The sequence below is a fragment of the Rhizobacter sp. P5_C2 genome, from assembly GCF_054049715.1.
The window spans coordinates 12,792-28,034 of the sequence record NZ_JBFULV010000018.1 but is presented as its reverse complement, the minus strand read 5'-3'; the positions used below and the strand labels follow the sequence as shown (position 1 = coordinate 28,034).

Here is a 15,243-nt window from a genome sequence, read left to right as displayed (position 1 = left end):
AGCTCGTTAGCTGAGTTTTTTCTTCAGAAGCTCGTTCACCTGCGACGGGTTCGCCTTGCCCTTGGTGGCCTTCATCGCCTGGCCGACCAGCGCGTTGAACGCCTTGTCCTTGCCGGCGCGGAATTCCTCGACCGACTTGGCGTTCGCTGCCAGCACCTCGTCGAGGATGCGCTCCAGCTCGCTGCTGTCGCTCATCTGCTTCAGGCCCTTGGCCTCGATGATCGCGTCGATCTGGCCGCCTTCGGACCACAGCTGATCGAACACCTGGCGGGCGCCGTTGTTCGAGACCGTGCCGTCGGCAATGCGCCCGATCAGCGCGGCCAGCGTCGCGGCACTCACCGGGCTGTCCGCGATGCCCTTCTCTTCGGCATTCAGCCGCCGCGACACCTCGCCCATCAGCCAGTTCGCCGCCAGCTTCGGCTGGCCGCAGGCCTTCGCGGTCTCCTCGAAGAACGCGCCGAAGGCCTTGCCCTGCGTCATCATCGACGCGTCGTAGGCCGGCAGCCCATAGTCCTTCTGGAAGCGCTCGGCCATCAGGCGCGGCAGCTCCGGCATCGCGGCGCGCACCTGCTCGATCCATTCGGGCGCGATCACCAGCGGCGGCAGGTCCGGGTCGGGGAAGTAGCGGTAGTCGTGCGCGTCTTCCTTGCTGCGCATCTCGCGCGTCTCGCCGGTGTCGGGGTTGAACAGCACCGTGGCCTGCTTGACCTTGCCGCCGTCCTCGATCAGGTCGATCTGCCACTGGATCTCGAAGTCGATCGCCTGCTGCAGGTACTTGAAGCTGTTCAGGTTCTTGATCTCGCGGCGCGTGCCGTACTCGGCACCCGGCCGGCGCACCGACACGTTGGCATCGCAGCGGAAGCTGCCTTCCTGCATGTTGCCGTCGCAGATCTCGAGCCACACCACCAGCGAATGCAGCGCCTTCGCGTACTCCACCGCCTCGGTGCTCGCGCGCATGTCGGGCTCGGTGACGATCTCCAGCAGCGGCGTGCCGGCGCGGTTCAGGTCGATGCCGGTCTGGCCGGCATAGTCCTCGTGCAGCGACTTGCCGGCGTCTTCTTCCAGGTGCGCGCGCGTCAGCTGCACCTTGTGCTTCGCGTCGCCGACGAAGAACTCCACCGAGCCGCCCTGCACCACCGGCGTCTCGTACTGGCTGATCTGGTAGCCCTTCGGCAGGTCGGGGTAGAAGTAGTTCTTGCGCGCGAAGATCGACAGCGGCGCCACCGTCGCGCCGACCGCGAGCCCGAAGCGGATCGCGCGCTCGACCGCGCCGCGGTTCATCACCGGCAGCGTGCCGGGCAGCGCCAGGTCGACCGGCGAGGCCTGCGTGTTCGGCGCGGCGCCGAACTGCGTGCTGGAGCCGCTGAAGATCTTGCTGCGCGTGGACAGCTGGGCGTGCGTCTCGAGGCCGATGACGACCTCGTAGCCGCGGATCAGTTTGGGGGTGCTTGGCATGGTCAGATCGCGGGGGCGCGGGCGTGCCAGTCGGTCGCCTGCTGGAAGGCATGGGCCGCGTGCAACAGCGTGCCCTCCTGGAAGTAGTTGCCGATCAGCTGCAGGCCGACCGGCATGCCGCCTTCGCCGGTGCCGGCCGGCAGGCTCATGCCCGGCAGGCCGGCCAGGCTGGCCGGCAGCGTGAAGATGTCGGCCAGGTAGTTCGCGACCGGGTCGTCGCTCTTGTCGCCCAGCTTCCAGGCCACCGTCGGCGCCACCGGGCCGGCGATCACGTCGCACTGCGTGAAGCAGTGCTGGAAGTCGTCGGCGATCATGCGCCGCAGCTTCTGCGCCTGCAGGTAGTAGGCGTCGTAGTAGCCGTGGCTCAGCACGTAGGTGCCGATCATGATGCGGCGCTTGACCTCGGCGCCGAAGGCCTCGGCGCGGCTCTTCTTGTACATGTCGAGCAGGTCGGTGTACTTGTCGGCCCGGTGCCCGAAGCGCACGCCGTCGAAGCGGCTCAGGTTCGAGCTGGCCTCGGCCGGCGCGATGATGTAGTACACCGGAATCGACAGCTCGGTGCGCGGCAGGCTCACGTCGACCAGCGTTGCACCCAGCTTCTGCAGCTCGGCCAGCGCGGCACGCACCGCGCCGTCGACGTCGGCGGCGAGCGCTGCGGGGAAGAACTCGGTCGGCAGGCCGATGCGCAGGCCCTTCAGCGGTTGCGCGGCGCTGGCGCCGGCGCGCGCCGCGGTGAGCGCCGCGGCGTAGTCCTGCGGCGGGCGCTGCGCGCTGGTGGCGTCGCGCTCGTCGAAGCCGCTCATCGCCGACAGCATCAGCGCGCAATCTTCGGCGCTGCGGCCGAACGGGCCGGCCTGGTCCAGGCTGGACGCGAACGCGATCATCCCGTAGCGCGAGCACACGCCGTAGGTCGGCTTGATGCCGGTGATGCCGGTGAAGCTGGCGGGTTGCCGGATCGAGCCGCCGGTGTCGGTGCCGGTGGCCACCGGCACGAGGCGGGCCGCCACCGCGGCGGCCGAGCCGCCCGACGAGCCGCCCGGCACGCGCGCCGCATTCCACGGATTCTTCACCGGGCCGAAGGCCGAGTTCTCGTTGCTCGAGCCCATCGCGAACTCGTCGCAGTTCAGCTTGCCCAGCGTCACGGTGCCGGCCGCGGCCAGCCGGGTGACCACGGTGGCGTCGAACGGGCTGCGGTAGCCGGCCAGCATCTTCGAGCCGGCGGTGGTCGGCAGCGCCTCGGTGACGAAGATGTCCTTGTGCGCGAGCGGCACGCCCAGCAGTGCGCCGGTCTCGCCGGTGGCGCGGCGCGCATCGGCCTGCGCCGCCTGGCGCAGCGCGCCCTCGGCGTCGACGCACAGGAAGGCGCCCAGGTGCGCGTGCGCGGCAACGCGTGCAAGCAGATGTGTCGTCGCCTCGACGCTGGACACCTGCCGCGCGTCGAGTGCGCGCGACAGCTCGGCCGCGCCCAGTTGATGCAGGTCCTTCATGCTTCGATCACCTTCGGCACCAGGAACAGGCCGTCCTCGACGGCGGGGGCGCTGCGCTGGTTGGCCTCGCGGTGGTCGGTTTCGGTGACGACGTCGTCGCGCAGCCGCAGCGCCACCTCCTGCACCGCCGACAGCGGCGTGTACAGCGGTTCGACGCCGCTGGTGTCGACTGCGCTCATCTGCTCGACGATCGAGAAGAATCCGTTGAGTTGCTGCAGCATCGCCGCCTCTTCGGCGGGCTTCAGTTCGAGGCGCGCGAGGTTCGCGATGCGGCTCACGTCTTGGGAGTCCAGTGCCATTGGAATTTGAGGGGAGATGAGGGTGCCGACGGGGCTGAAAATCAGGGGGGTTGGGGTATTATCCCCGGTTATCCACAAGCCTCTTTCGGCGTGCAAATTCAAGGGTTTGCAGGACTTTCGAGCGGCTCGCGGACCCTGCCCGGCTCCCCATTCGCGATTGCGTCGATTCGTCCCATCCGTCCGCTCCCCCCGGGCCGATCGACGCCAACAAGAACTCTCCCGCACATGTTTGCATCCCTGCGCCGCTACTTCTCCACCGACCTGGCCATCGACCTCGGCACCGCCAACACGCTGATCTACGTGCGTGGCAAGGGCATCGTGCTGGACGAGCCTTCGGTCGTCGCGATCCGCCATGAGGGCGGTCCCAACGGCAAGAAGACCATCCAGGCGGTCGGCACCGAGGCCAAGGCCATGCTTGGCAAGGTGCCCGGCAACATCGAAGCCATCCGGCCGATGAAAGACGGCGTGATCGCCGACTTCACCGTGACCGAGCAGATGCTCAAGCAGTTCATCCGCATGGTCCACGACTCGCGCATGCTCAGGCCGAGCCCGCGCATCATCATCTGCGTGCCCTGCGGCTCCACGCAGGTCGAGCGCCGGGCCATCCGCGAATCGGCGCTCGGCGCCGGCGCGAGCGAGGTCTACCTGATCGAGGAGCCGATGGCCGCGGCGATCGGCGCCGGCCTGCCGGTCAGCGAGGCCAGCGGCTCGATGGTGGTCGACATCGGCGGCGGCACCACCGAGGTCGGCGTGATCTCGCTGGGCGGCATGGTCTACAAGGGCAGCGTGCGGGTCGGCGGCGACAAGTTCGACGAAGCCATCATCAACTACATCCGACGCAACTACGGCATGCTGATCGGCGAGCCCACCGCCGAATCCATCAAGAAGAACATCGGCTCGGCCTTCCCCGGCTCCGAGGTCAAGGAGATGGAAGTCAAGGGCCGCAACCTCTCCGAAGGCGTGCCGCGCAGCTTCACGATCAGCAGCAACGAGATCCTCGAGGCGCTGACCGACCCGCTCAACCAGATCGTCTCCAGCGTCAAGAACGCGCTCGAACAAACGCCGCCCGAGCTGGGCGCCGACATCGCCGAGCGCGGCATGATGCTGACCGGCGGCGGCGCGCTGCTGCGCGACCTCGACCGCCTGCTCGCCGAAGAAACCGGCCTGCCGGTGCTGGTCGCCGAAGACCCGCTGACCTGCGTCGTGCGCGGCTGCGGGATGGCGCTGGAGCGCATGGAACGGCTGGGCTCGATCTTCACCTCCGAGTGAACGTGATCTTTCTCACACGGCCGGCGCGTCGCTGACGCGGCCGGCCTTTTGACTTCAAAGTTCGCTCCACAGACATGCCGCTCGGCACCCTCGACCGAACCCCACCACCCTTCTTCCGGCAGGGGCCGTCGGCGCTCACGCGGCTGATGTTCTTCTCGGCGCTCGCGCTGTTCCTGATGGTGGCCGACACCCGCTTCAGGCTGACGCAGCCGGTGCGCGCGGTGCTGGCGACCGCGCTGAACCCGGTTGAGCGGGCGCTGCGGGCGCCGGTCGACGTGGTGAGCGCCGCCGGCGATTACGCGATGGGGCTGCAGGGCGCGCTGTCGGCCGAGGCCCGCGCCCGGCGCGAGCTGGCCGAGCAGGCGGCGCGCTCGGCCCGCGTCGAGCTGCTGGAGCAGGAGAACCTGCGGCTGCGCGCGCTGCTCGAGCTGCGCCCGGGCCTGTCGGTGCGCTCGCAGACGGCCGAGGTGCTGTACGACGCGCCCGACCCGTACTCGCGCAAGGTCATCATCGACCGCGGCACGCAGCAGGGCATCGCCGTCGCGTCGCCGGTCATCAACGAGGCCGGCGTGCTCGGCCAGGTGACACGGGCCTTCCCGTACAGCGCCGAGGTCACGCTGCTGACCGACAAGGACGCCGCGATCCCGGTGCTCAACCTGCGCACCCAGGTGCGCAGCGCTGCGTTCGGCAACTCGGCCGGCGCCGGGCTGGAGCTGCGCTTCATGGCCGGCAATGCCGACGTGCAGGTCGGCGACGTGCTCGCGACCTCGGGCGTCGACGGCGTCTACCCGTCGGGCATCCCGGTCGCGAAGGTGGTCAGCGTCGACCGGCGCGTCGACACCGGCTTCGCCCGCATCGCGCTCGCGCCGATCGCGCAGCCCGACGCGGTGCGCCACGTGCTGGTGCTGGAGCCGCTGGGCGTGCAGATGCAGCCCAAGCCCGAGCCGGCGGTCGATCCGAACGCCAAGCCCGGTTCCGGTGGACGCAGGGGGAACCGCAAATGATGCCGCGTGGCTCCGACCAGCTGCTGCTGCCGGTGAACCCGTGGTTCATCTGGAGTTCGCTGCTGCTGGCCTTCCTGTTCAACCTGGTGCCGTTCGGCCGCATCCCGGCCATTCCCGACCTGCTCGCGCTCGCGCTCGCGTTCTGGAACGTGCACCAGCCGCGGCGCATCGGCGTCGGCATCGCGTTCATGTTCGGGCTGCTGATGGACGTGCACGACAGCGCGGTGCTGGGCCAGCATGCGCTGGCCTACACGCTGCTGAGCTTCTTCGCGATCACGATCCACCGGCGCCTGCTGTGGTTCGGGCTGCCGCAGCAGGCGCTGCAGATCCTGCCGCTGTTTGTCGCGGCGCACGCGGTGTCGCTGATCGTGCGAATGTTGGTGGGCGGCATGCTGCCGGGCTGGGAACTGATGCTCGCGCCGGTGTTCGAAAGCCTGCTGTGGCCGGTGGCATCGTGGGTGCTGCTCGCGCCGCAGCGTCGGCCGCCTGACCCCGATCAGAACCGACCCCTCTGACGCAGCGGTCGCGACATGACAGAACTGAAAAACGTCGAGCAGGAGCTGGGGCGGTTTCGCACCCGGCTGCTCGCGGCCGCGCTGTTCGTGCTGTTCGCGTTCGGCCTGCTGGTGTTCCGCCTCGTCGTGCTGCAGGTGATGCGCCACGACGAGCTCGCGACCCAGGCCGAGAACAACCGCATCGCCGTGGTGCCGATCGTGCCCAACCGCGGGCTGATCGTCGACCGCAACGGCGTCGTGCTGGCCAACAACTACTCGGCCTACACGCTCGAGATCACCCCGACCAAGGTCGACGACCTCGACGCCGTGATCGACCAGCTGTCGCAGGTGGTCGAGGTGCAGCCGCGCGACCGCAAGCGCTTCAAGCGCCTGATGGAAGAAACCAAGAGCAGCTTCGAATCGCTGCCGATCCGCACCAAGCTGACCGATGAAGAGGTCGCCCGCTTCACCGCGCAGCGCTTCCGTTTCCCCGGCGTCGACATCAAGGCCCGGCTGTTCCGCAACTACCCGCTGGGCGAGGTCGGCAGCCACCTGATCGGCTACATCGGCCGCATCAACCAGTCCGAGAAAGAGAAGATCGAGGAGTCGGAAGACGAATCGAACTACCGCGGCACCGAGTACATCGGCAAGCTCGGCATCGAGCAGGCCTACGAGGAGCAACTGCACGGCGCGACCGGCTTCGAAGAGGTCGAGACCAGCGCCGGCGGGCGCGCGGTGCGGCAGCTCAAGAGCAACCCGGCGACGCCCGGCAACACGCTGGTGCTGTCGATCGACATCCGGCTGCAGGCGCTGGTCGAGCAGCTGTTCGGCGACCGGCGCGGCGCGCTGGTGGCGATCGACCCGCGCAACGGCGAGGTGCTGGCCTTCGTCAGCAAGCCCAACTTCGACCCCAACCTGTTCGTCGACGGCATCGACGCCGAGAACTGGAAGGCGCTGAACGAGTCCGAGGACAAGCCGCTGCTGAACCGCGCACTGCGCGGCGCCTACCCGCCCGGCTCCACCTACAAGCCGCTGATGGCGCTGGCCGCGCTGACACTGGGCAAGCGCACGCCGCAGCAGTCGATCAGCGACCCCGGCTTCTTCTGGTTCGGCAACCACAAGTTCCGCGACGACAAGGAAGGCGGGCATGGCGTCGTCGACATGTACCGCTCGATCGTGCAGTCGTGCGACACCTACTACTACATCCTCGCCAACGACCTGGGCGTCGATGCGATCCACGATTTCATGGCGCCGCTCGGGCTCGGCCAGATGACCGGCATCGACATGCAGGGCGAGCTGCGCGGCACGCTGCCGTCCACCGAGTGGAAGCGCAACAACTACAAGCGCAAGGAAATGCAGAAGTGGTACCCCGGCGAGACCATCTCGCTGGGCATCGGCCAGGGCTACAACACCTTCACGATGCTGCAACTCGCGCAAGCCGAGGCGACGCTCGCGGCCGGCGGCAAGCGCTTCAAGCCGCACCTGGTGCGCGCGATCGAGAACGTCGAGACGCGCAGCCAGCAGACGCTGTCGGGCGACCGGCTGGAGCCGCTTGCCTGGAGCCCCGACCACGTCGCGGTGATCCACCAGGCGCTGTACGGCGTTACGCAGGAGGGCACGGCGGCGCGCGCGTTCCAGGGCTCGCTGTACCGCTCCGGCGGCAAGACCGGCACGGCCCAGGTGATCCAGATCAAGCAGAACGAGAAGTACGACGCCAGCAAGATCGACGAGCGGCACCGCGACCATGCGCTGTTCACCGCGTTCGCGCCGCTCGAGGAGCCGCACATCGCGCTGGCGCTGGTGGTCGAGAACGCCGGCTTCGGCGCCGGCGCGGCGGCCCCGATCGCGCGCCGGGTGTTCGACTTCGTGCTCGAAGGCCAGTACCCGAGCGAGGAAGACATCCTCGCGACGCGCGGCGGCCAGACCTATGCGCCGATCGGCAAGCCGCGGCCGGTCGCGAGCGTGCCGCTGCAGGGCGTGTCGATCAACAACGTCGCGGCGGCGCCCACCGATATACCGCCGCCGCTGGTGGTGCCGGTGGCCGCTTCGGCACCGTCGCTGCTGATCACGCCGCCGGCGGCGTCGGCAGCGGCAGCCGCATCAGCCACATCGGCGCCCTCCCCCACGGCCTCGGCGGCCTCCAGGCCGGCCCGCCGCGCCCCATGAGCATCGTCTTCGAGAAGCCCTCGGTCTGGCAGCGGCTGAAGCCGGTCTTCACCGGCTTCGACGCGCCGCTGGTGATCGGCGTGCTGCTGCTCGGCGCGGCCGGGTTGGTGACGATGTACTCGGCCGGCTTCGACAACGGCTCGCGCTTCGTCGACCACGGCCGCAACATGGTGCTCGCGCTGATCATCCTGTTCATCGTCGCGCAGGTGCCGCCGCAGCGGCTGATGCGGCTGGCGGTGCCGCTGTACACCGTGGGCGTCGCGCTGCTGATCGCCACCGCGGTGATCGGCGTCACCAAGAAGGGTGCGACGCGCTGGCTCAACGTGGGCATCGTGATCCAGCCGAGCGAGATCATGAAGATCGCGATGCCGCTGATGCTGGCTTGGTGGTTCCAGCGCCGCGAGGGCCAGCTGCGCGTGCTCGACTTCATCGTCGCGCTCGGGCTGCTGGCGGTGCCGGTCGGCATGATCGTCAAGCAGCCCGACCTGGGCACCGCGATCCTGGTGCTGTCGGCGGGGCTGTACGTGATCTTCTTCGCCGGGCTGTCGTGGAAGCTGATCGTGCCGGTGCTGGTGATCGGCGGCGCGGCGATCACCGCGGTGGTGGTGTCGGAGGATCGCATCTGCCAGCCCGACGTGGTGTGGCCGATGATGCGCGACTACCAGAAGAACCGCGTCTGCACGCTGCTCGACCCGACCACCGACCCGCTCGGCAAGGGCTTCCACATCATCCAGGGGATGATCGCGATCGGCTCCGGCGGCATCGAGGGCAAGGGCTTCATGAAGGGCACGCAGACCCACCTGGAGTTCATCCCCGAGCGCACCACCGACTTCATCTTCGCGGCCTTCTCCGAGGAGTTCGGGCTGGTCGGCTGCGTGTCGCTGATTCTCGGCTTCACGTTCCTGATCTTCCGCGGGCTGGTCATCGCGGCCGATGCGCCGACGGTGTTCACCCGGCTGCTGGCCGGGGCGGTGACGCTGAGCTGGTTCACCTACGCCTTCGTCAACATGGGCATGGTCAGCGGCATCCTGCCGGTGGTGGGCGTGCCGCTGCCCTTCATCAGCTACGGCGGCACCGCGATGCTGACGCTCGGGCTCGGGCTCGGCATCCTGATGTCGATCTCGAAGAGCCGGCGGCTGATGCAGCGCTGAGGCGCTCGACGAACTGCGGCGGCAAGCACGTTGACCACGCGACGCACGCCTCCTCCCCATGGGCCCGACGCGCCCGAGGCGCCCGAGGCACACCTGCGGCGCATGAACCGCGTGCTCGACCACATCGACGCGCACCTCGCCGACGACCTGCGGCTGGAAGCGCTGGCCGAGGTGGCGGCGTTCTCGCCCTTCCATTTCCACCGGGTGTTCCGCGCCTGGACCGGCGAGACCCTGCTCGACTTCGTGCGCCGGCGCCGGCTCGAGGCCGCCGGCGGGCGCCTGCGGCATGCGCCGCGCGACAGCATCACGACCATCGCGTTCGCGGTCGGCTTCGAATCGGGCGAGGCGTTCTCGCGGGCGTTCAAGCAGCACTTCGGCATGACGCCGACCGCCTGGCGGCGCGGCGGGCAGCTGCTGTGGGAGCGCCGGCAACGCATGGTGCGCACCCGGCAGCCGGTGAGCCAGCGCTACCCGGTGGTGCTCAAGCAGCTGCCCGAGTGCGAGGTGCTGTACTGGCGGGTGCAGGGCCGCTACGACACGATGGTCTCGCAGGCCTGGGCCGCGTTCATGCCGCACATCGAGGCGCTGGGGCTGGCCGGGCAGATGCGGCTGGGCATGGGGCTGGACGATCCGGACATCGCGCCGGTGTCGCGCTGCCGCTTCGACGCCTGCGTGGTGCTGCCGCCGAATTGGCACGAACCGGTCAGCGGGCGGATGTCGCGCAAGCGCGTGGCCGGCGGCCTGCACGCCTGCCTGGCCTACGAGGGGACGGGCCCCTCGATGCAGCACGCGTGGCGGCAGTTGCTCAACGACTGGCTCCCGACCTCGGGGCTGCTGGTCGGGGACGTGCCATTCTTCGAGACCTACCCGGTGGGGCAGCCCCTGCCGCCCGAAGACCGGGTGATCTGCGAACTCTGCATGCCGGTCCAGCGCTGACGGCTACGCGGGGGCCAATCCGTGCCGCTGGCGCACCACGCGCCGGTGCGTCGCCCGCGCCGACGGCACCCAGCCCTGCCGGTACCAGCGCGCCGCCATCGTCAGCCCGCGCAGCCATTCGTCGGCCGCATACGCGATCCACACGCCGACCAGCCCGAGCCCGAAGTACACGCCCAGCAGCCACGCGCCGCCGGCCATCACGAACACCATCGACGCGGCACCGGCCATCACCGGGAACTTCGCGTCGCCGGTCGCGCGCAGCGCGTTGATCACGACCAGGTTGAAGGTGCGGCCCGGCTCCAGCAGCACCGTGATCCACAGCAGCGTGGTCGCGGCCTGGATGATGTGCGGGTCGTGCGTGAAGAGCTGCATCGTCCAGCGCGCCGTCAGCGCACCGACCAGCGCGAGGCTGGTCGACACCACCAGCCCCCAGCGCAGGCTCTTGCGCACCAGCCGGTGCGCCGCATGCAGCTGGCCGGCACCGATCAGGTGGCCGACCAGGATCTCGCTGGCGAAGCCGATCGCGAGACCGAACACCAGGATGAAATACATGATCTGCATCGTGTAGCTGTGCACCGCGAGCTCGGCCGCGCCCATGCGCGCCACCAGCGCGATCGTCACCAGCAGCGCGAGCCGGTAGGCCACGTTCTCGGCCGCGCCCGGCAGCCCGATGTGCAGCACCGGCCCGAGCCGGCGCCAGCGCATCACCCACCAGTCGCGCGCGCTCGGCACCAGGTCGAGCCGGCGCTGCCACAGCCACAGGTGGAAGCCGACGCCGAAGGCGCGGCTCAGCGCCATCGCGAGCGCGAAGCCCGGAAGACCCAGCCCCGGCACCGGACCGAAGCCGGTCATCAGCGGCGTGCAGATCAGCAGGTGCAGGCTGTGCATCGCCAGCATGTTCATCAGCGTGTCGCGCGCATGCAGGTGGGCACGCATCACCGACGACATGCTGGCGTTGAACGCGTCGAGCGCGAGCGCGACGGCCAGCACCCGCAGGTAGGGCCCGGCGATCGGCAGCACGTCGGCCGGCGCGTTCAGCACCGAGAGCAGCGGGTTCGCGCAGGCCGCGACCACCAGCCCGGCGCCCAGGCCCAGCCAGGTGCTCGCGCCGAGCGCGGCGCGCGCGGTCTCGTCGGCGCCCTTGCGGTTGCCGGCGCCCAGGTTCTGCGTGATCACCACGCTGACGCCCATGCTGATGATGCGGAACAGCAGGAAGAACGAGGCCTGCACGTTGTTCGCGAGCGCGAACGCGCCGGACGCGGTGTCCGATTGCCGCGACGCGAGCCACAACCCCGTCAGCCCGACCAGCAGCCCGAGCACCAGCTCGGCCAGCAGCGGCCAGGTGAGCGCGATCAGGCTCGGGCGGGGCGCGGCGGGGGCGGTGGGGATGGAGCGGATGGGGGCCGGCATGAGGACAGGATTCGCGAAACCGCCATCATGGCCGCAATCGGTTGCGCGTGTCTGCGCTATCTTGCTGCGGACCTTGCTGCGGACCGTGCTCAGGCTGGCTTGTGCTTCTTCGGCCCGCGCAGGAACTCGCGGTCGACGTCGAGCGTCGACTTCACGCCGATGTCGGCCCGGTGCTTCTTCAGCCAGCTCGTCGCCGCGGTGCGACCGAGCGCGAACAGGTCTTCGAGGAACGCGCGGTCGGTGTTGAACTTGCTGTTCGCGCCATACGGCCCGAGGCCCTCGTCGTCGGCCACCATGTGCAGCCGCAGGTCCTTGTAGCGCCCCGGGTCGAGCTTGCCCTCGCGCACCAGCCGCGAGACGAACGAGATCGCGCGCATCTCCGACATCAGGCTCGCGTTGAAGGTGATCTCGCTGAGCCGGTCCATGATCTCCTCGCTGCGCGTCGGCGTGCCTTCGCGCACCAGCGGGTTGATGCGCACCAGCAGGATGTCGAGCGCCGCGGTCTGGTAGATCAGCGGGTAGATGGCCGGGTTGCCGGTGTAGCCGCCGTCCCAGTAGGGCTCGCCGTCGATGTGCACCGCCTGGAACAGGAACGGCAGGCAGGCCGACGCGAGCAGCACGTCGACCGTGATGTCGCGGCCGGTGAAAACGCGCGCCTGGCCGGTCGTCACGCTGGTCGCGGTGATGAACAGCCGCAGCCCGCTCGCATGCACCGCGTCTTCATCGACGTGGCGGCGCAGCACGTCGCGCAGCGGGTTCAGGTTGAGCGGGTTGAATTCGTAGGGGCTGAACGAGCGGAAGAACGAACTCATCCACTGGTAGCCCGGCAGCTTGTCGAGCTTGAAGTTGTCGCTCAGCGAATGGGCCTGGCCGGCCGAGAACGGCGAGAAGATCGAACCCGAGCGGCTGACGTCGCGCCAGAACTCGGTCAGCGCCGCGCGTGCGCCGTCGCGACCGCCCTTCTTGTAGCCGCTGGCCATCACCGCGGCATTCAGCGCGCCGGCGCTGGTGCCCGAGACGCCGCTGAAGTGCAGCCCGTCGTCTTCGAGCAGCCGGTCGAGCACGCCCCAGGTGAAGGCGCCGTGCGAGCCGCCGCCCTGCAGCGCGAGGTCGAGGCCGAGCGTGGCCGGGGCGTCGCCACCGCTCTTCGGGTGGGAGATCGTTTCGTGTACTGCCATCGGGATGCACCTCGGGTTAACCCGGGGCAGTCTAAGTCGGATGGGATTCGCCCGTGTTTCCGTCGGTCACCGTGCCGGAACCGGCCGGGGGCTCGACCGGCACCTGCGCCGGCAACTGCACCGGAAAGCGCACCGTGAAGCGCGCCCCGGGCCCGAAGGCCACGCCGCCCTGCTCGCTCAGGCCCGGGCGGTGCCGCAGGTTGGCGTCTTCCAGCGTGATCTCGGCGCCGTGCTGCTGCGCGATCTCGCGCACGATCGCGAGCCCGAGCCCCGAGCCGTCGACGTTGGTGCCCAGCGAGCGGTAGAACGGCTGGAACACCTTGTCGCGCTCGCCGGCCGGGATGCCCGGGCCGGAGTCTTCCACCTGCACCACGACCACCTGGCCGAACGGGTCGTCGACGGCCCGCACCGTGACCGTGCCGCCTTCGGGCGTGTACTGCAGCGCGTTGTCGACCAGGTTGCGGATCAGCTCGCGCAGCAGCACCGGCTGGCCGGAGACCGACAACCCGGCCGCGCCGCGCCGCGTGGTCTCGGGGCCTTCGTAGCCGAGGTCGATGCGCTTCTCGAGCGCGCGCGGCACGAAATCGTGCACCGCCTCGGCCGCCAGCCGCGCCAGGTTGACCGGCTGGTGCTGCAGCGCCTGCGAGGCGTCCTCGGCGCGTGCCATCGCGAGCAGCTGGTTGACCATGCGCGCGGCGCGCTGGCTGGCGCGCGCGATCTGCTGCAGCGATTTCTTCAGCGCCTGCGGGTCGCGCTCGCCGGCATCGATCTCGCGCTGCGCCAGCTCGGCCTGCGTGCGCAGCCCGGCCAGCGGCGTCTTCAGCTGGTGCGCCGCGTCGGCCAGGAAGTGCTTCTGCGCGCCGATGCTGCGGTCCAGCCGGGCCAGCAGGTCGTTGATCGCGCGCACCAGCGGCGAAACCTCCTCGGGCGCGTCGCGCTCGTCGATCGGGCTCAGGTCGTGGCTTTCGCGGCGGCGGATGCGCTGCTGCAGCTCGTTCAGCGGCGCAATGCCGCGCGCGAGCGCCAGCCACACCAGCAGCACCGCCAGCGGCAGGATCACGAACTGCGGCAGCATCACGCCCTTGATGATCTCGGTGGCCAGCCGCGAGCGCTTGCCCAGCGTCTCGGCCACCTGCACGATCGGCGCCTCGACGCCGGCCGCCATGCTGCCCGGCAACCCGATGCGCACGTAGGCGATGCGCACCGGCTCGCGGTTGATCTCGTCGTCGCGGTAGCGCACCACGCCGGGCGCGGCGCGCTCTTCGTCGTTGGGCATCGGCAGTGCGCGGTCGCCGCTCAGGTACTGGCCGTCGAGGCCGAGCACTTGGTAATACAGCGTGTCGGTCTCGTCGGTGTGCAGCAGCTCGGCGGCGCTGGCCGGCAGCGCGAAGCTGGCCGACGGCAGCGTGCCGCCGCCGGCGTCCTGCACTGTGACCTGCTGCGACAGCACGCGGGCCATCTCGCCGAGCTGGCGGTCGAACGGCTTGTTGGCGATGCCCTGCGCGACCAGCCAGGTCAGCACCACGCTCATCGGCCACAGCAGCAGCAGCGGCGCGAGCATCCAGTCGAGGATCTCGCCGAACAGCGAGCGCTGCTCTTTCATCCGGCCACTTTCATCAGGCTGCGATCTTCTCCAGGCAGTAGCCCAGCCCGCGCACCGTCGCGATCCGCACCGGGCCCTGCTCGATCTTCTTGCGCAGCCGGTGGATGTAGACCTCGATCGCGTTGTTGCTGACCTCTTCGCCCCATTCGCACAGCCGCTCGACCAACTGGTCCTTGCTGACCAGCCGGCCGGCGCGCTGCAGCAGCACCTCGAGCAGGCTCAGCTCGCGCGCCGACAGCTCGACCATCTGGTCGTTCAGGTAGGCCACGCGGCCGGTCGCGTCGAAGGTCAGCGGCCCGTGCCGGATCACGCTCGACGCGGTGCCCAGCCCGCGCCGCGTCAGCGCACGCACGCGGGCCTCGAGTTCCTGCAGCGAGAACGGCTTGGCCATGTAGTCGTCGGCGCCGAGGTCGAGGCCCTGCACGCGCTGCTCGACGCTGTCGGCCGCGGTCAGGATCAGCACCGGCACCGCCGAGCCGCGGGCGCGCAGCTTGCGCAGCACCTCGAGCCCGTGCAGCTTCGGCAGGCCGAGGTCGAGGATCAGCAGGTCGAACTCATGGGCCGACAGGGCCGCGTCGGCCTCGGTGCCGCTCGCCACGTGGTCGACCGCATAGCCCCCATTGCGCAGCGAGCGCAGCAGCCCGTCGGCCAACACCTGGTCGTCTTCGGCGATCAACACGCGCATGGCTGCCTCCTGTGCGGCTCGTGACCCGGCCGCTGCGGGATTGTAGGGAACCCCAGAAAAGACTGTACAAACATCCAGCCTTTGCCATAATCCGCGCAACTCTAGG

Annotated in this window: 13 protein-coding genes; 6 read left to right on the top strand and 7 right to left on the bottom strand. The window is 69.6% G+C overall.

Translation table 11 applies throughout. The features are described 5' to 3' along the window. Positions 1 to 6: 6 nt before the first annotated feature. Genes gatB through gatC form a run of 3 tightly spaced genes read right to left on the bottom strand, consistent with a single transcriptional unit; the run spans position 7 to position 3,241 of the window. Positions 7 to 1,455, bottom strand: coding sequence for an Asp-tRNA(Asn)/Glu-tRNA(Gln) amidotransferase subunit GatB (gene gatB / locus ACXJLU_RS08895; protein ID WP_457330056.1), 1,449 nt, complete (start codon positions 1,453 to 1,455; stop codon positions 7 to 9). Between the two features lie 2 nt (positions 1,456 to 1,457). Next, a complete protein-coding gene (gene gatA, locus ACXJLU_RS08890; RefSeq protein WP_457330055.1) occupies positions 1,458 to 2,942 on the bottom strand; it encodes an Asp-tRNA(Asn)/Glu-tRNA(Gln) amidotransferase subunit GatA in 1,485 nt (494 codons plus the stop codon). Beyond that, complete coding sequence (gene gatC, locus ACXJLU_RS08885) at positions 2,939 to 3,241, bottom strand: Asp-tRNA(Asn)/Glu-tRNA(Gln) amidotransferase subunit GatC (RefSeq protein ID WP_073465815.1); 303 nt, start codon at positions 3,239 to 3,241, stop codon at positions 2,939 to 2,941. The genes gatA and gatC overlap by 4 nt, the downstream gene beginning before the upstream one ends. A gap of 225 nt (positions 3,242 to 3,466) precedes the next feature. Between gatC and ACXJLU_RS08880 the strand changes: the two genes are divergently transcribed. From ACXJLU_RS08880 to ACXJLU_RS08855, 6 genes are all read left to right on the top strand, one after another. Further along, the gene (locus ACXJLU_RS08880; protein ID WP_073465816.1) at positions 3,467 to 4,510 is read left to right on the top strand and encodes a rod shape-determining protein; all 1,044 of its coding nucleotides are present in this window, start codon (positions 3,467 to 3,469) and stop codon (positions 4,508 to 4,510) included. Positions 4,511 to 4,584: 74 nt separating this feature from the next. Then, positions 4,585 to 5,514, top strand: a complete 930-nt coding sequence (gene mreC, locus ACXJLU_RS08875; RefSeq protein ID WP_457330054.1) for a rod shape-determining protein MreC — start codon at positions 4,585 to 4,587, stop codon at positions 5,512 to 5,514. After that, positions 5,511 to 6,029, top strand: coding sequence for a rod shape-determining protein MreD (gene mreD / locus ACXJLU_RS08870; protein ID WP_073465818.1), 519 nt, complete (start codon positions 5,511 to 5,513; stop codon positions 6,027 to 6,029). Before mreC ends, mreD begins: the two co-directional genes overlap by 4 nt. A 15-nt stretch (positions 6,030 to 6,044) precedes the next feature. Then, positions 6,045 to 8,174: a penicillin-binding protein 2 gene (mrdA, locus tag ACXJLU_RS08865; RefSeq protein ID WP_457330053.1), complete on the top strand. Its 2,130-nt coding sequence runs from the start codon at positions 6,045 to 6,047 to the stop codon at positions 8,172 to 8,174. Next, positions 8,171 to 9,325 (top strand): rod shape-determining protein RodA, encoded by a 1,155-nt coding sequence (rodA, locus tag ACXJLU_RS08860; RefSeq protein ID WP_457330052.1) that lies wholly within the window; start codon positions 8,171 to 8,173, stop codon positions 9,323 to 9,325. The genes mrdA and rodA overlap by 4 nt, the downstream gene beginning before the upstream one ends. A 30-nt stretch (positions 9,326 to 9,355) precedes the next feature. After that, entirely contained in the window at positions 9,356 to 10,261 is a 906-nt protein-coding gene (locus tag ACXJLU_RS08855) for an AraC family transcriptional regulator (RefSeq protein WP_457330051.1), read from the top strand. Positions 10,262 to 10,264: 3 nt separating this feature from the next. Here the strand turns inward: ACXJLU_RS08855 and ACXJLU_RS08850 are convergent, their stop codons facing one another. The 4 genes from ACXJLU_RS08850 to ACXJLU_RS08835 form a co-directional block, all read right to left on the bottom strand. Further along, on the bottom strand, positions 10,265 to 11,671 hold the full coding sequence (locus ACXJLU_RS08850) for an MATE family efflux transporter (protein ID WP_457330050.1): 1,407 nt from the start codon (positions 11,669 to 11,671) through the stop codon (positions 10,265 to 10,267). 89 nt (positions 11,672 to 11,760) lie between these two features. Then, entirely contained in the window at positions 11,761 to 12,849 is a 1,089-nt protein-coding gene (locus ACXJLU_RS08845) for a patatin-like phospholipase family protein (protein ID WP_457330049.1), read from the bottom strand. A 31-nt stretch (positions 12,850 to 12,880) separates the two neighbouring features. Next, a complete protein-coding gene (locus ACXJLU_RS08840) occupies positions 12,881 to 14,452 on the bottom strand; it encodes a sensor histidine kinase (RefSeq protein WP_457330048.1) in 1,572 nt (523 codons plus the stop codon). 13 nt (positions 14,453 to 14,465) lie between these two features. After that, positions 14,466 to 15,137: a response regulator gene (locus ACXJLU_RS08835; RefSeq protein WP_047508488.1), complete on the bottom strand. Its 672-nt coding sequence runs from the start codon at positions 15,135 to 15,137 to the stop codon at positions 14,466 to 14,468. Between the last annotated feature and the right edge of the window lie 106 nt (positions 15,138 to 15,243).

What these genes read in the sequence shown, in the direction of transcription:
- ACXJLU_RS08845 (WP_457330049.1), bottom strand. Translation starts at nt 12,849, where the DNA reads ATGGCAGTACACGAAACGATCTCCCACCCGAAGAGCGGTGGCGACGCC.
- mrdA (WP_457330053.1), top strand. Translation starts at nt 6,045, where the DNA reads ATGACAGAACTGAAAAACGTCGAGCAGGAGCTGGGGCGGTTTCGCACC.
- rodA (WP_457330052.1), top strand. Translation starts at nt 8,171, where the DNA reads ATGAGCATCGTCTTCGAGAAGCCCTCGGTCTGGCAGCGGCTGAAGCCG.
- ACXJLU_RS08840 (WP_457330048.1), bottom strand. Translation starts at nt 14,452, where the DNA reads ATGAAAGAGCAGCGCTCGCTGTTCGGCGAGATCCTCGACTGGATGCTC.
- ACXJLU_RS08835 (WP_047508488.1), bottom strand. Translation starts at nt 15,137, where the DNA reads ATGCGCGTGTTGATCGCCGAAGACGACCAGGTGTTGGCCGACGGGCTG.
- ACXJLU_RS08880 (WP_073465816.1), top strand. Translation starts at nt 3,467, where the DNA reads ATGTTTGCATCCCTGCGCCGCTACTTCTCCACCGACCTGGCCATCGAC.
- mreC (WP_457330054.1), top strand. Translation starts at nt 4,585, where the DNA reads ATGCCGCTCGGCACCCTCGACCGAACCCCACCACCCTTCTTCCGGCAG.
- ACXJLU_RS08850 (WP_457330050.1), bottom strand. Translation starts at nt 11,671, where the DNA reads ATGCCGGCCCCCATCCGCTCCATCCCCACCGCCCCCGCCGCGCCCCGC.
- gatC (WP_073465815.1), bottom strand. Translation starts at nt 3,241, where the DNA reads ATGGCACTGGACTCCCAAGACGTGAGCCGCATCGCGAACCTCGCGCGC.
- gatA (WP_457330055.1), bottom strand. Translation starts at nt 2,942, where the DNA reads ATGAAGGACCTGCATCAACTGGGCGCGGCCGAGCTGTCGCGCGCACTC.
- mreD (WP_073465818.1), top strand. Translation starts at nt 5,511, where the DNA reads ATGATGCCGCGTGGCTCCGACCAGCTGCTGCTGCCGGTGAACCCGTGG.
- gatB (WP_457330056.1), bottom strand. Translation starts at nt 1,455, where the DNA reads ATGCCAAGCACCCCCAAACTGATCCGCGGCTACGAGGTCGTCATCGGC.